13 protein-coding genes are annotated in these 14734 nt (G+C 56.0%); 10 read left to right on the top strand and 3 right to left on the bottom strand.

The features are described from left to right. From ACSEMK_RS22950 to ACSEMK_RS22910, 9 genes are read left to right on the top strand one after another with little or no spacing between them, the layout of a single operon-like run. The gene (locus tag ACSEMK_RS22950) at nt 1-2088 is read left to right on the top strand and encodes a GumC family protein (protein ID WP_430915520.1); all 2088 of its coding nucleotides are present in this window, start codon (nt 1-3) and stop codon (nt 2086-2088) included. A gap of 5 nt (nt 2089-2093) precedes the next feature. Further along, nucleotides 2094-3311: a lipopolysaccharide biosynthesis protein gene (locus ACSEMK_RS22945; protein ID WP_045391116.1), complete on the top strand. Its 1218-nt coding sequence runs from the start codon at nt 2094-2096 to the stop codon at nt 3309-3311. Then, nucleotides 3302-4684 carry a capsular biosynthesis protein gene (locus ACSEMK_RS22940; RefSeq protein ID WP_113374936.1) on the top strand — a complete coding sequence of 461 codons (1383 nt, stop codon included), beginning with the start codon at nt 3302-3304 and terminating at the stop codon, nt 4682-4684. The genes ACSEMK_RS22945 and ACSEMK_RS22940 overlap by 10 nt, the downstream gene beginning before the upstream one ends. Then, complete coding sequence (locus ACSEMK_RS22935; RefSeq protein WP_045391122.1) at nt 4677-5702, top strand: glycosyltransferase family 2 protein; 1026 nt, start codon at nt 4677-4679, stop codon at nt 5700-5702. The genes ACSEMK_RS22940 and ACSEMK_RS22935 overlap by 8 nt, the downstream gene beginning before the upstream one ends. Next, nucleotides 5683-6897, top strand: coding sequence for a glycosyltransferase family 4 protein (locus ACSEMK_RS22930; protein ID WP_430915518.1), 1215 nt, complete (start codon nt 5683-5685; stop codon nt 6895-6897). Before ACSEMK_RS22935 ends, ACSEMK_RS22930 begins: the two co-directional genes overlap by 20 nt. After that, complete coding sequence (locus ACSEMK_RS22925) at nt 6894-7994, top strand: glycosyltransferase family 4 protein (RefSeq protein WP_411325935.1); 1101 nt, start codon at nt 6894-6896, stop codon at nt 7992-7994. Before ACSEMK_RS22930 ends, ACSEMK_RS22925 begins: the two co-directional genes overlap by 4 nt. A gap of 11 nt (nt 7995-8005) precedes the next feature. Further along, entirely contained in the window at nt 8006-8419 is a 414-nt protein-coding gene (locus tag ACSEMK_RS22920) for a hypothetical protein (protein ID WP_015704480.1), read from the top strand. 7 nt (nt 8420-8426) lie between these two features. Further along, nucleotides 8427-9842, top strand: a complete 1416-nt coding sequence (locus ACSEMK_RS22915; RefSeq protein WP_113374933.1) for a DUF4832 domain-containing protein — start codon at nt 8427-8429, stop codon at nt 9840-9842. An 11-nt stretch (nt 9843-9853) separates the two neighbouring features. Next, nucleotides 9854-10375 carry a serine acetyltransferase gene (locus tag ACSEMK_RS22910; RefSeq protein ID WP_430915517.1) on the top strand — a complete coding sequence of 174 codons (522 nt, stop codon included), beginning with the start codon at nt 9854-9856 and terminating at the stop codon, nt 10373-10375. 87 nt (nt 10376-10462) lie between these two features. Here ACSEMK_RS22910 and crl read toward each other — a convergent pair whose 3' ends face one another. The 3 genes from crl to gpt all read right to left on the bottom strand — a co-directional run bounded on the left by crl (nt 10463) and on the right by gpt (nt 12729). After that, on the bottom strand, nt 10463-10861 hold the full coding sequence (gene crl, locus ACSEMK_RS22905; protein WP_015368042.1) for a sigma factor-binding protein Crl: 399 nt from the start codon (nt 10859-10861) through the stop codon (nt 10463-10465). 57 nt (nt 10862-10918) lie between these two features. Beyond that, a complete protein-coding gene (frsA, locus tag ACSEMK_RS22900) occupies nt 10919-12163 on the bottom strand; it encodes an esterase FrsA (protein WP_113374930.1) in 1245 nt (414 codons plus the stop codon). Nucleotides 12164-12270: 107 nt separating this feature from the next. Beyond that, nucleotides 12271-12729 (bottom strand): xanthine phosphoribosyltransferase, encoded by a 459-nt coding sequence (gene gpt, locus ACSEMK_RS22895; RefSeq protein WP_002889733.1) that lies wholly within the window; start codon nt 12727-12729, stop codon nt 12271-12273. Nucleotides 12730-12986: 257 nt separating this feature from the next. On the opposite strand from gpt, the gene pepD reads away from it, so the two are divergent. After that, nucleotides 12987-14444: a cytosol nonspecific dipeptidase gene (gene pepD / locus ACSEMK_RS22890; RefSeq protein WP_213317727.1), complete on the top strand. Its 1458-nt coding sequence runs from the start codon at nt 12987-12989 to the stop codon at nt 14442-14444. Nucleotides 14445-14734 lie beyond the last annotated feature (290 nt).

Raw genomic sequence — 14734 nt, 5'->3', positions numbered from 1 at the left:
ATGGCAATTTCACTGGTCGAAAACGCGAAAAAGAAAGAAGGCTTTATCGACTTCACGCCTTATTTCAACAAAATTAAGCACAAGCTTATCTGGTGCCTGGTGGTGGTGATTGTCGCCGCCGTGGCATCGTTTATTCTGACGCGCTTTATGTCCTCCAGCTACACGGCGACCGCTACCGTGCTGTTCAAAGCGCAGTCGCAGGACGTCTCTCCCCTACCGCGGCTGGAAAACTACGACTCCACGCGCAGCGATTACTACGAGACCAAATACGCGTTAATGGGGTCACGAGTGGTGCTCGATGCCGCGGTGCGCAAATTAAAGCTGGAGCAGGATAGCGAATTTAACGGCGGCGATAATCTCGACGAAACCGCGCGTATTAATAATGCTATTCAGGCGCTGCAAAAAAACCTGACCATTTCCGGCGTGCGCACCACCCAACTGGTTGCCGTGTCGATGGAAGCGAAATCACCGCAGAAAGCCGCCGATATCGCCAACGGCGTCGCCCAGGCATTCATCGATTACAGCCTGCAGCAGAAGCAAAATACCTTGCTTCAGGCGCAGGGCTGGAACGAAAAAATGATGGACGACCTGAAAACCAAAATGGATCAGCAGAAGGCAAACATCGATAACTTCCTCAAGCAGAACGGATTACTAACCTTCCGCAGCATGGATGGTTATGAGACCGAGCGGCTGGGGATTGTGATTAACCATCTGGCCGACGCCACCCAGCGCCGCCTGAAAGCGCAGACGGTATGGGACAAGGTCCGTCGCCAGCAGGGTAAACCGGTAGAACAGATTATCTCGCTGCCGGAAATCTCCGGTCATCCGCAGGTGCAGGATTTACGCATTGCGCTCATCCAGACGCGGCGCAATCTTTCCGAAGCGGCCAAACACTACGGCCCGCAGCATCCGAAATATCTGCAGGCCCAGGCGCAGCTACAGGCGGTGAATGCCCAGCTCGGCCAGGTACTGGGCGAGCTGTTTAACGGCCTGCGCCAGCAGTATCAAATCGCCCTCGACGATGAGCAGCACTACCAAAAAATGCTCAACGATCAGAAGGCCGATTTCCAGGCGCTCGGCGCCAAGCGCGACCAGTACAACACCATGACCACCGCGCTGAATAAAACCGAAGAGCTTTATAAGTCGCTGTACCAGCGCGCTAACGAGCAGAAATTGTCGGAGACCTTCTCGGTACCGGATGAAGTCATTTACGACGCCGCCGTGCCGCCGGACCGCCCGTCTAAACCCCAGCGCGGCCTGTTAATCGTGATGATTACCATGATGGCGCTGGCGCTGTATATCATGTACCTGATCGTCAGTACCGCGCTGGATAAAACGGTGAATAGCCTCAGCGAGCTCAAAGCGAAAACCGCCCTCGAGGCCAGCGGCGAATTTCCGCTCCTGACGCATCTGGAAAACGCGCAGCAGATTTTCCATAACGTGCTCTACGCCGATATGATCCACAGCCTACGGCTGGCGTTGCTCAATCAGCGCGATAAACCCGCCACCATCCTGGTGACTTCGGTGCAATCCCGTTCCGGCAGTTCGTTTATTGCCGAACTGCTGGCTTGCTCAGCCAGCAAATCGCGTAAAACGCTGCTGATTGACCTCGACTACCTGGCCACTCAGGGATTATCGGCCAAATTTCCGCAACATAAACAAGGCTTTAGTCAATTACTGAACGGCGAGTGCATGCCGGAGCAGTCCGTCGTCAAACTGGATGATCAACTGGACTTTATGCCACGCGGCAAACTCAACGACTCTTCGCTGCTGTTGCTCACCTCTGAACGCCTGCCGGCGCTGCTGACAACGTTGCATCAGACTTACGATACGCTAATCATCGACGCTCCGGCGCTCAACCAGGCGCAGGATAGTCTGCTGCTGGCAGCACAAAGCGATATGACTCTGCTGGTGGTTAAGGCCGGCGAACTGGCTCCGCGGATCCGCAAAGCGGAACAACGTCTGCAGAGTGCGGGCAATCGCCGGGTGGCAAGCGTGCTCAACCAGGTGCGCGAAGAACACCTGGAAACGCAGGAAGGTAAACGCCTGCTTGAGCGCCAGATGCGCGAACTCATTGCTCCGAAATAGCGCCTATGAATCTGATTAAGAGTATTTCATCCATCGCCAGTTCATCGGTGCTTTCACAGCTGATCGGCGCCTTTTCGGTCTGGCTTATCTCTCATCGCTACGGGATGGCGGAGGTCGGCCATTATGCGATGATCTACAGCAATGTGCTGATCGGCGCGCAGGTTTGTACCTTTGCCTCGCAGTTGCTAATCCCCCGTCAGGAGGATCACGAGCTTGGGCAGAACGTGGTGTTCTGCCTGCTGCAGAGCCTGGTGATGGCCCTCCCCTGGGCGGTCATTACCGGGCTTATCTTCGAACTTAACATTGCGTTTCTCTATTTGCTGACCTTTGGCTATGCGCTGGTGCTGGTGGCGGAAAACCTTTCCCTGCGCGGCGGCAACTATCCTTTCCTGACTTTCCAGCGCATTGCGGTGTCGCTGGTGGTGGCCATTGCGCTGCTGGTGATGCCCAACCCAACGCTGTTTTATCTGGCGTGGATGGTCGGGATCCTGCTGCTATTGATCGCCTGCCTGATTCGCCTGTTTAACTTCAAAAGCTTAACGCTGCGCCACTTTTCGATTGCCACGAATCTGCGTTTTTTACGCGAGCACTGGCAGCATATTAGCCGCGTCGGCAGCGCCGAGGTGCTGGCGATGGCCAGTAATAACCTGCCGACCATGCTGATTAACATCTGGTTCTCGCCGCTGGTCGCCGGCTACTTTTCGGTAGTCAGCCGTTTCTGCCTGTCGCCGGTGATGATTATCGGTAACGCCGTGCGCAACTCCATCTTTTCTAAATGGTCGATGGATTTTCGCAACCACACCTTTAACTATCCGGAATATAAAAAGGTTCGCCTGCTGCTGCTGGGCGCCGCCGCGGTATGCATCCTTGGTATCTGGATTTTCTATCCGCTGGTGATGCGCCTTGGCTTTAGCGAGGAGTGGCTGAATTCGATCCCCACCTCGCGCTACATGCTGCCTTATCTGTTCGCCGCGCTGGCGGTCAGCCCGCTGACTGTGATCGAACTGATCTTCGGCTCCCGGCGCTACTTTTTGCGTATTCAGATTGAGCAGTTGCTGATTATCGTCATCGCCTTCATCGCCTTGCCGTACTTTGGCGTCAGTTATGAAATCGCCCTGCTGGCCTTCTCGTTCCTGACCTTCGCGCGTTACTTGTTCATTTTGCTCAAAATGAATCAGCGGGCGAAAACGCTTTCGCTGCAGGAGCAGAAAATATGCAGCTAAACACCGGCCGCTATCTCGAAGCCTATGCCCTGATGACGCTGGTGTTCTGCGGTACGGTCCAGTATTTCACCGGTATCGCGGCCGTGCTGTGGCTGCCATTTTTTCTGGTGCTGGTGATGGCGGTGCTGCTCCTGATGCAGAGCCGCCCGCAGCCGCTGGCGCTCACCGGGCGGGAAAAGCTGATACTGGCGCTGTATCTGACTTTTATCGTACTCGGGCTGGTCTCAACGGTACTGCAGTCGGGGATCGTCACCGCCATCGTCGGCTTTAAAAACGAGCTGGCGCTCTCGCTGCTGATGTTCTGCATGCTGTTGGGCATGTTTAGTGAATCACAGCTGTACCGTCTGACGCGGCTTTTCTACTGGATCTACTATGTGCAGATCCCGGTCGCTATCTATCAGGTGATTTTCGTGGTGCCTAAACGGGTGGCGTTTCGCGGCGAAGATGAGAAGTGGGACTCGGTGGTCGGCACTTTCGGCGGCGACCCGATGGGCGGCGGCAACACCGCGGCGATGGGGATGTTCTGTCTGCTGATCATGCTCATGAAAGTGTCGGAGTTTAAGCACGGCATCTGCACATTTAAATCGCTGGTGATCCACATCGCGCTGGGTTTCTTCCTCTGCGTAGTGGGGGAAGTAAAATTCGTCATTCTGCTATCGCCGTTTCTGCTGGCCCTGCTATGGATCCTGCCCGGCTACGTAAGCGGCGTGAGTAAAGTTAGCCTGCGATCGCTGCTGATCATCGCCGCCGGCATGGCGCTATTAATTTTTGTCGCTATTACCGTGTTGGCCTCCAACTATTCCTCGGCCTTCGGCGGCGACCCGACCAAAAGCGCGCTATCGGTATTTATCGATTCACTGGGCTATATTTTTGATACTAACTACATTATGCCAAGCGGCGAACTGGGGCGTTTTACCACCCTCTTCTTCTGGCTGCAGCATAACGAACTGTTCGGCCCAGGCGGCATGCTGTTTGGTTACGGTCTTAACGCCACCAACAGCGGCAGTACCGTCTCGCCGGGATATATCGGCGCCTGGTATCACCTGATCCTCGATTCCACCGCCTTAAGCATGCTGCTTTGGGAAGTGGGGATTATCGGCATCATTCTGTTCATTGGCACCATCGCCTCAATACTGGTCGCCATGCGGCCGAAAGAGACCTTTTCGCGCCACGATCTCAAGCTTGAGGATCTGCAACTCCTTAGCTCGGCGCCGGCGTTCTACGTTTTTGTCATTGGCTGTCTACTCAGCCTGCCCTACAGCCAGATCCTGATGATCATTCCCATGCTACAGTTTTTATTATGGTTATCCCTTGGGGCGCTGATTGTCATCCACCGCGCTGTCCGTCTTAACTCCGGTACCCACTATGAATAAAACGCCATCAATTACCGTCAGCATCAAGACTCTGAATGAAGCGCAGGGCATCGAAAAAACCATCGATAGCGTGCGCAAACAGCTGCAACCGTACCCGCATCAAATCATCGTCGCCGACAGCTTATCAACGGATAACACCCGCGAACTGGCTATCGCGAAAGGTGCGATGGTGGTGTGTCTGGATAACGCCGCCGACCGCTGCTGCGGTATCGGCCACCAGCTGGGCTGGCTGTATAGCGAAGGCGATTATTTGCTGCTACTGGATGGCGATATGGAGCTGGAGCCGGGCTTTCTGGATACCGCGGTCGAATTCCTGGAGACACATCCGGAGTACGCGGGAGTCGCCGGCAGCGTCGAGATGGATGATGCCTCTAACTATGAGTTCAAATCGCGCAAGCAGCGCCTGCACCTGATCTATCCGCAGGGCGACACCGATCATCTGGGCGGCGGCGGCCTGTATCGCCGTGAAGCGATCGAGAAAATCGGCTATCTGACCAACCTCAACCTGCACGGCTACGAAGAAGCGGAGCTGGGTATTCGTTTACAGGCAGCAGGTTACAAGCTGCATCGCCTGGCGGCGCCCTACTTTAGCCACGCCTCTTACACCATGCCGACCTTTAAAATGCTGGCCTACCGTTGGAAGAACGGCTTTCTGTGGGCGCCGGGCGAGTTGCTCCGTAACTGCTGGGGTAAAGCCCATTTCCCGGCGGCGCTGCGGATTGTACGTAATGAGCTGATCTTCACCCTCTATCTGCTGGTTTTACTGATTTGTCTACTGACCTTCAATGGCAAGGTTATCGCCATCGCCCTGCTGCCGCTGCTGGCGTTTATCGCTCTGAAGGCCATTAAAAATAAATCGCTGCGCGATGGCGTGCAGAGCGCGATTAACTTATCGCTATTTTCAGCGGGGCTGCTGCGCGGGGTGATTAATTCAGTGCGCGATCCGATGAAACGCCCGGCGGTGACCGTCTCGAATCCACAGCATATTGATACTGAAAATGAAAATTCTCTTCGTTAACAAATTCTTCTTTATCAAAGGCGGCGCGGAAACCGTTTATTTTCAGGAGCGCGACGCGATGCTGCAAGCCGGCTACCAGGTGGTCGACTTCAGCATGCAGCACGCGGAAAATAAACCGTCGCCGTGGGAGGAATTTTTCGTCCATAACGTCGATTATCACGACAGTCACGGCCTGATGAGCAAAATCAAAGCCGGGGTGGACTTTATTTATAATGCCGAGGCCTGCGCGAAGCTCAATACGCTTTTGTTGCGCGAGCGGCCGGATATTGTTCATTTTCATAATATCTATCATCAACTTACGCCTGCCGTTATCGGCGTGGCGAAACGCTTTGGCTGCAAAACGGTACTCACCGCCCACGATTACAAAATCGTCTGCCCTTCCTACACCATGCTGCGCGATGGTCATGTCTGCGAAGAGTGTCTCACCGGGTCGGTGATTAACGCTTTTCGTCACCGCTGCCAGCAGGGCGATACTTTCAAAAGCCTGCTGCTATCGTTGGAAGCCTACTGGCAGAAATTCGCCCAAAATTACGCCATGCTCGACTGTATCATCGCCCCGAGCGAGTTTATGCGCCAGATCCTGCTGCGTAAGCTGCCCGACGCCCGCATTGAAGTGATCGTCAACGGTATTGATGCCAACAACACCGTGCCCGGCGAAACCGCAGGCGACTATTTTCTCTATATTGGCCGCCTGAGCCGGGAAAAAGGCGTACCGACGCTGGCGCAGGCGCAGCAAAAAATGCAGGAGGCGATGCCGCTTAAGATTGTCGGCGACGGCCCATTGGGCGCAGACCTGCGCGCGCGTTTCAGCGGCCCGCAGTTCCTCGGCTATATGAAACACGGCGAGGAGCTAAATAACCTCATTCGCGGGGCCCGCGCGGTAGTCGTCCCCTCTGAATATTATGAAAACTGCTCTATGTCGGTGCTCGAAGCCATGGCATTTGGCCGCCCGGTGATCGGCGGCAATATTGGCGGTATCCCGGAACAGATCCGTGACAGCGTCGACGGCTATCTGGTTGAGCCCGGCAATAGCGATGCGCTGGCGCAACTGATGGACAAACTGGCTGCGGACCCTGAACTGGCCCGCAGTATGGGAATTAACGCCCGCCGGCGGCTGGAAGAAAAATACGATCTCGCCCGCCACATGCAGGAGCTGCAGGCGCTTTATCAGCAACTTGTCGGGGAGAAAAAATGACCATCAACGTCACGGTATTAGGCACTCGCGGGATCCCCGATGTGCAGGGCGGCGTGGAAACGCACTGCCAGAATTTATACCCGGAAATCTATCGCCAGGGCAGCGCGGAAGTTTGCGTGATCGCCCGCTCGCCCTATGTGAACTACCGACGCAGCGAATATCAGGGCGTTAAACTCAAGAGCCTGTGGGCGCCGAAAAGCCGTAAATTCGAGGCTATTATTCACTCGACGCTGGCGGCATTCAGTACCTTATTCGACGGCTCCAACGTGGTTCACGTTCACGCCGTCGGCCCCGGCCTGGTGGTGCCGTTGCTGCGTCTGCTGGGAAAACGCGTCGTCTTTACCCATCATGGCCCGGATTACGATCGGCAGAAATGGGGCCGGATGGCCAAAGAGATGCTGCGCCTTGGCGAAAAATGGGCGGTGAAATACGCCAATGAAGTGATCGTCATTTCCGAGGTCATCAATAATCTGATTAAGCACAAGCATGGCCGCCATAACGCCCATGTTATCTACAACGGCGTGCGCCAGGTCGACCTGCCTCCTGCGGATCGGCAGGCGGAGATCCTCGATAAATACGGTCTAAAACCGGGCCAGTATATCGTTGCCGTGGCCCGTTTTGTCGAAGAGAAAGGACTGCACGATCTCGTTGCCGCCTATGCCGCCGCCGGATGTTCGGTACCGCTGGTGCTCATTGGCGATGCCGACCACGCCGATGAATATAGCGAGCGTCTGAAGCAACAGGCGACCGCCACGCCAAACGTTATCCTTACCGGCTTTATCAGCGGCGCGCCGCTGCATACGCTGTTCTCGCAGGCCGGGCTATTCGTGCTGCCCTCTTATCATGAGGGATTACCGATCGCGCTGCTGGAAGCCATGTCGTGGTCGCTGCCGGTGGTAGTCAGCGACATTCCGGCCAACCTTGAAATTGGCCTACCGCCAGCAGACTACTTCCCGGTCGGCAACGTTCCGGCCCTGACGCAGAAACTGCAGCGATGGGTCGCAGGTGAAAAAGCGGATTACAGTGAGTTTATGCCGAAGTACCGCTGGCCGGAAATTGCCGCGCAAACCGCGCAAGTCTATCAGCGCTTAACGTAAGCAGGTTACTCGTGCCGAAATCTACAGCTGAACTGGTAGTCGAGCGCTTTTATGCCGCGCTTGACCAGGAGGTGGAAACCTCATTAACCGCGGAGCAGAAACGGGGAATCGAGCAGGCGCTGGTACGCGCCAACCTGGCGTCACGCCATCGCATCGATTTTCGCCACAGCTTTCCGTTCCTGCATCGTCGCTATTTTGTGGTGTTTCTTTTTGGTCGCGATCTGCGCAAAGTTTCGCGCGAAAGCACTCTGTTCGGACGCATCTTCGCGACGCTGCTGATTACGCTTGGCGTGGTATTCGCCCTGCTGTCGATCCTGCTGGCGCTCTATATGCTGAAATCAGCATTAGGCATTGATGTATTTAAAAATTTCCACGTCGGTATCTGGACGTGGTTTGTTAATCTTCATGACCACATGACAAAGTGAATTGAGTATGGCGAAATCATCTCTGCGTAGAGCCCCCCTGTTTCGCGCCCTGCTGCTGGCCAGCACGCTGGCGTCAGCATCCGTTGGCGCGCAAACCACGGTCATCACCCCGCCCCCATTCGACGGTCTGCTCACCAATCCGGGCATCGGCGTCGCCAGCTTTCATGATGGCTATGGTGAAAAACCGACCCGCGCCGAGTATCCCGATACCGGTTTTGAGTACGATCGCTTCTACTGGAGCGAGCTGGAACCACAGGAAGGGGTCTACAATTTCGCGCCGATCGATAACGCTTTTAGCGTCGCCGCCAGCCATCAGCCAGCCATGAACGTCGGCCTGCGGGTAATGGCGCTCGACGAGCCGCAAACGGGATCAAAAATTCCCGACTGGCTGATCGCTAAAGGGATCAAAGGACAGTGGGTCGCCGACGGCAAAACCTTCGTGCCGGATCTCAGCGATCCAACGTTTATCGCCTATGCGCAAAAATTGCTGAATGCCCTTGGTCAGCGCTACGACGGCAATCCGGAACTGGCCTTTATCGATATCGGCATGGTCGGATCCTGGGGCGAATGGCACAACTCCAACTTTAGCGACATTCCGCCGTTAATGGAGAAATACACGCCAGAGCAGCTCAATCGCTATGTTGATATGCATTTCGATAGCTTCCCGAAAACGCCGAAAATCATGCTGATTAGCGGCGGCGATTCGCTAGCCTCGGCCAGCCGCCGCGGCGCGGGCTGGCGGGCGGACTGCTGGGGCGACTGGCATAACTTCTCCAGCGAGTGGAGCCATATGCGCGATGATTATCCGCAGCGTCTGGCCGCCGCCCAGGCCGCCGCGCCGGGGTTTGTCGATAGCTGGAAACGAGCGCCCGTCAGCCTTGAGATCTGCGGCTATATGAGCGAATGGCAGAGCGTGCAGCACTACACGCGTGAAGAGGTGCAGGCTACCTTCGACTGGGCGCTGCAGCAACACGCCAGCAGCCTGAACCTGAAATCAAGACCGATTCCGGCGGAATACCGCGATATTGTCGATAAAGCCTTACTGCGAATCGGCTACCGTTTCCGGGTTAACAAACTCGCCTTCGAGACGCCGGTTAAGGCTGGTAAGCCGTTAGCGATCAATGTCACCTGGCGTAATGATGGCGTCGCTCCGGCCTACCTGTTCTACCCGGTACAATGGCGCGTGGTCAACGCCGCCGGCGCCACGGTTACCCAGTTAAAAACCCAGGATGATGTGCGCCGCTGGCTGCCGGGTGATATGCAAAGCACTGTCACTCTCACGCTACCCGCCTCGCTGCCCGCAGGCGATTACGCATTGCAGACCGCCATTACCGATGCCCAGGGCAAGCCGCGGCTGCTGCTGGCCAACCAAGGCAAAACCGCCGACGGCTGGTATCAACTGACCACCTTTTCCCTTAAGTAAACGGAGAATTCATGCCTAATGCCATCAGTCAGGTCCGCCGCGAGATCAAACATACCGGCAGTATGAAGGCGAAAATCGCGATTCTGCTCTATCGCCTCGCGACGCTGTATCGCAGCCGCAACCCGTTTTACAAGCTGCTCGGCATTCCATTCGTTATTCTCAATAAACTGATTAACGAGTGTCTGTTTTGCGTCGAACTACCGTGGCAGACGCGGATCGGCTACGGGCTGAAGCTGTATCATCCGCACTGCATCGTCCTCAACCGCGGCACCGTCATCGGTGAAAACTGTATCCTGCGTCAGGGAGCCACCATCGGCAGCCTGACGGATAGCGAAGGCCGCGAAGGGGCAAGCCCGGTGATTGGCAATAACGTCGAATTCGGCGCCCACGTGGTGGTCATCGGCCCGGTGACGTTGGGTGATAATGTTAAAATTGGCGCGGGTACCGTGGTGACGAAAGATCTGGCCGCCGGTCAGGTAGTGGTCGGCCAGCCATTTCGAGTGTTGTCAACTCATCGCGAAGTGCAGGAATAACGGCTGAAGCGCCGTGACCTGATGACAAGAATGATCGTTGGCGGTCATCCGCTTCCCGCGGCAGGAAGCGGATGCCAAAAGCCGGGTTTACGCGCGCAGGCGAACCGGTTCGCTGAAATCGTCAGCCGGTTCGAGCTTCAGGTTGAACGTTGCCAGCAGCGCCGCAGCGCGCTCGTGGAACTCACGCAGCGTTTTTTCGAGTCTTTCACGAACTTCAGGATCGTCGATGTCGACCGCTTGCCAGTCACCCTCTTTATCAAACAGGCCGAACTGGTAGCTATAAGTGAAACGAGATTCCTGTGCTTCCATTTCCATCCACCAGCCCCAGAATTCCCGCTTCTCCGGCGCTGGTTTAACGTTGACGCAAACTGCCAGGCAGTCGAAAAAAAAGCGGTTCTCTTCACACTGCCCTTCACGGATATAGGGGCCTAGCGCCGTGAATTTTTTAATCAGCTTACTTTTCAGGTGTCCACTCGGTAACGTCATTGCGATCTCCTTTAGTGATGCAACTGTTTTACCAAACCAATAAAATTTAGCAATATATTAACCAAATCTATGGTTGATCCAGCGGGCAATCTGACGCAATGCGTGATCGAAATTACGGTAAACCGGCTTAAACGGTATCTCCAGCAGCTTGCCATCCGCCGAGGACGAGGTGATTAACCGCGACTCCTCTTCGGGGCTAAAGGGATCGTCTTTCCAGTAGCCGGAGAGCATCGGCGTAGGGCAACGGCGGCCCAGCAAGCCCTGAGTTTTTAATGAATAACGGTTGAGCTCGACGCGCAGCGCTTCGTCGGAAGCATCGTGCATGCCAAGACGCGATGCCAGCACATCGAGGAACATCTCAGGCACCCGCGCCATCAGCTGCGGATCCACCAGCAGGTTATGCACCACCGGTCCCAGACAGGCCACCGCCTTCAGCCGCTGCGATTCCAGATACCCCAGACGAACCGCAATATTGGCGCCGAAGCGGAAACCAAATGCCGCCACCCGGGTATGGTCAACCCAGGGGACATTCTGCAGATGCTGCAGCACGTACTGATGCAGCATGCTGGTGTCCTGGCTCAGCGTCCACTTGGTTGAGAAACCGATGGACGGCATGTCCAGCGTCAGCATGGCGATACCCAGCGGGGCAAAATACTTCTCATACAGGCTGTAATAATCGGTTTGCAGCGAATCCAGACCACCGCACATCAGCACCGTCGGGAACGGGCCTTCGCCTTTCGGCATATGCAGGAAGCCCGTCACCGGCGCGCCGCCGGGGATAGCGAACTCCAGTTCACGCAGCTCGCCCGGCAGACGTTGCGCCGCCTCTTCATAGGCCCGATTGGCCAGCGTCTGCGCCTGATCGGCTAGCCCATCGCCCTTAATATGGGGATAGGCGGCGATGCTATAGAGGTTGGAGGCGTGCAGCCAGTGGCGACCGCTCTGCAGAGGATCGGCTTCCTGAGTCGCTTTTTGCTGCCACATCATCGCTTGTTTAGTCCACTCATACACCCAGTTGCCGCCGCGATAGCCAATCACCGTATCGTAGAGTTCAGGGTCGGAGCGCTCGGCATCGCTCATCACGATGCGCGCCTGGACATCCCATATCTCTTGCGGCGAGACGCCGCGCCAGATCCACATCAGGCGATTGATTAAGCGATACCAGTGATCGACGTGATTACCGCTCAACGCGGTCTGCATGTCCTGATGCTGGCCGGATGAAAACCGACGGACCAGCGTTGAGGTTTCCGGGTATTTGAATCGGGGTTTAAACAACGTTTCGCTAAGGTTAGCCTGTGACATGTGCCGCCTCCATCATGTTGCTGCTTGCGCTATTGTAACCCGCGTCAGGGTAAAAAAAACCACGCCCGGCATAACCGGGCGTGGTAATTATTCACTATTGGCGGGAATTAACGGCCAGCGATTGGCGGTACGAAGACGACGCCCATATCCCACGGCTGTTCAATCCAGGTATCCTGCGGGATATCAACCACATAATCATCAACCAGCGGACGGCCCGCCGGCTTGGCGAAAATGGTGACAAAGTGCGCTTTAGGATACATTTCGCGGATAGCGACAGCGGTGCCGCCGGTATCGACCAGGTCATCAATAACGATGAAACCTTCGCCATCGCCTTCAGCGCGCTTCAGTACTTTCAGTTCGCGCTGGTTGTCGTGATCGTAGCTAGAGATACATACGGTATCAACATGACGAATACCCAGTTCACGCGCCAGTAAAGCTCCCGGTACCAGACCGCCACGGCTAACGGCAATGATGCCTTTCCATTGTTCAACCGGCAGCAGACGGCTTGCCAGTTTGCGGGCGTGAATCTGCAACATGTCCCAGGTGACGACGTATTTTTCGCTCATGTGAATTGTCCCAGCCTGTGTATAACGGCTTAAATATTGTTCGAGGGGGAAAATGGTTGCGCGAGATTATAGAGACCTGACGCACTAAAAACCAGTATTAAGCGCCTCCAGCAACGCTTTTTGCGTGCTTTACACTAGCAGAGCGCGCGGAAAGTGGTATTCTCAACCACATCGCGCAAGCCCGAGCTTGTAGTGAATCTTATTGCTAACCCTCGACCTGTAAACGACTTTTGCAGGTGACTGTAAGGAGACTCATCGTGTCTGAATTGTCTCAATTATCCCCGCAACCGCTTTGGGATATTTTTGCCAAAATTTGCTCCATCCCGCACCCGTCCTATCACGAAGAACAGCTCGCCGAGCACATCATGGGTTGGGCAAAAGAGAAAGGCTTACACGCGGAACGCGACCAGGTTGGCAACATTCTGATTCGTAAAGGCGCGACTGCCGGTATGGAAAACCGCAAGCCGGTGGTTCTGCAGGCGCACCTCGATATGGTGCCGCAGAAAAATAACGATACCGTGCACGACTTCACCAAAGACCCGATTCAGCCGTATATCGACGGCGAGTGGGTTAAAGCGCGCGGCACCACCCTGGGCGCGGATAACGGCATCGGTATGGCCTCCGCGCTGGCGGTGCTGGCCGACGATAGCGTTGCCCACGGCCCACTGGAAGTGCTGCTGACCATGACCGAAGAAGCCGGCATGGATGGTGCGTTCGGTCTGCAGGCCAACTGGCTGCAGGCGGATATCCTGATCAATACCGATTCGGAAGAAGAAGGCGAAATCTACATGGGTTGCGCCGGCGGTATAGATTTCACCTCTAACCTGGCGCTGACTCGCGAAGCGATTCCTGACGGTTTCCAGAGCTTTAAACTGACCCTGAAAGGCTTAAAAGGCGGCCACTCCGGCGGTGAAATCCACGTCGGTCTGGGCAACGCTAACAAGCTGCTGGCGCGCTTCCTGGCGGGCCATGCCGATGAACTGGATCTGCGTCTGGTGGATTTCAACGGCGGTACGCTGCGTAACGCCATCCCGCGTGAAGCCTTCGCGACCGTCGCCGTCGCCGCGGATAAAGCGGATGCGCTGAAAGCACTGGTGAATACTTACCAGGAGATCCTGAAAAACGAACTGGCGGCCAAAGAGAAGAATCTGGTCGTCCTGCTGGAAGCGGTCGCGAACGATAAAGCGGCGCTGACTCAGGCTTCCCGCGACGGTTTCGTGCGCCTGCTGAACGCGACGCCGAACGGCGTGATCCGCAACTCTGACGTCGCCAAAGGCGTGGTTGAAACCTCGCTGAACGTCGGCGTCGTGACCATGACCGACGACAACGTGCAGATCCACTGCCTGATTCGCTCGCTGATCGACAGCGGTAAAGACTACGTCGTCAGCATGCTGGATTCGCTGGGCAAACTGGCCGGGGCGAAAACCGAAGCCAAAGGCGCTTACCCAGGCTGGCAGCCGGATGCCAATTCCCCGGTTATGCACCTGGTGCGCGAGACCTATCAGCGTCTGTTCAACAAGACGCCGAACATTCAGATTATCCACGCTGGCCTGGAATGCGGTCTGTTCAAAAAACCGTATCCGGACATGGACATGGTTTCCATCGGCCCAACCATTACCGGCCCGCACTCCCCGGATGAGCAGGTTCATATCGAGAGCGTCGGCCAGTACTGGACGCTGCTGACCGAACTGCTGAAAGCGATTCCGGCTAAGTAAGCCCTACACCGGCGGCGCCATGCCGCCGGTTGTCTCTCCGACCCGGTTATGACCTGTATTGTCGGGTGGCGGCTAACGCCTTACCCGACCTACGCCGGCATATGATCTGTAGACCCGCGCAAGAGTAGCGCCGCCGGGCAATAACCGCGGGTAAAGAGCCTCTTTCGCGCCGGATGGCGGCTACGCCTTATCCGGCCTACGGTTCGTGGCATCTACCCTGTACCCGTGGCTACTGAAACTGCCGGTGTTGGTGGCCTCAAAATCGCTGAGACGTTCCCGGAAGGCCGGGG

It is taken from the genome of Klebsiella sp. K-3, assembly GCF_051207495.1.
Taxonomy (GTDB): Bacteria; Pseudomonadota; Gammaproteobacteria; order Enterobacterales; family Enterobacteriaceae; genus Klebsiella; species Klebsiella aerogenes.
Note: the sequence above shows the minus strand (reverse complement) of the source record. Positions and strands in the feature narration are given on the sequence as shown.

Excerpts from the sequence above, each read along its gene's own strand:
- ACSEMK_RS22950 (WP_430915520.1), top strand. The coding sequence starts at position 1 with ATGGCAATTTCACTGGTCGAAAACGCGAAAAAGAAAGAAGGCTTTATC.
- ACSEMK_RS22945 (WP_045391116.1), top strand. The coding sequence starts at position 2,094 with ATGAATCTGATTAAGAGTATTTCATCCATCGCCAGTTCATCGGTGCTT.
- ACSEMK_RS22940 (WP_113374936.1), top strand. The coding sequence starts at position 3,302 with ATGCAGCTAAACACCGGCCGCTATCTCGAAGCCTATGCCCTGATGACG.
- ACSEMK_RS22935 (WP_045391122.1), top strand. The coding sequence starts at position 4,677 with ATGAATAAAACGCCATCAATTACCGTCAGCATCAAGACTCTGAATGAA.
- ACSEMK_RS22930 (WP_430915518.1), top strand. The coding sequence starts at position 5,683 with ATGAAAATTCTCTTCGTTAACAAATTCTTCTTTATCAAAGGCGGCGCG.
- ACSEMK_RS22925 (WP_411325935.1), top strand. The coding sequence starts at position 6,894 with ATGACCATCAACGTCACGGTATTAGGCACTCGCGGGATCCCCGATGTG.
- ACSEMK_RS22915 (WP_113374933.1), top strand. The coding sequence starts at position 8,427 with ATGGCGAAATCATCTCTGCGTAGAGCCCCCCTGTTTCGCGCCCTGCTG.
- ACSEMK_RS22910 (WP_430915517.1), top strand. The coding sequence starts at position 9,854 with ATGCCTAATGCCATCAGTCAGGTCCGCCGCGAGATCAAACATACCGGC.
- crl (WP_015368042.1), bottom strand. The coding sequence starts at position 10,861 with ATGACGTTACCGAGTGGACACCTGAAAAGTAAGCTGATTAAAAAATTC.
- frsA (WP_113374930.1), bottom strand. The coding sequence starts at position 12,163 with ATGTCACAGGCTAACCTTAGCGAAACGTTGTTTAAACCCCGATTCAAA.
- gpt (WP_002889733.1), bottom strand. The coding sequence starts at position 12,729 with ATGAGCGAAAAATACGTCGTCACCTGGGACATGTTGCAGATTCACGCC.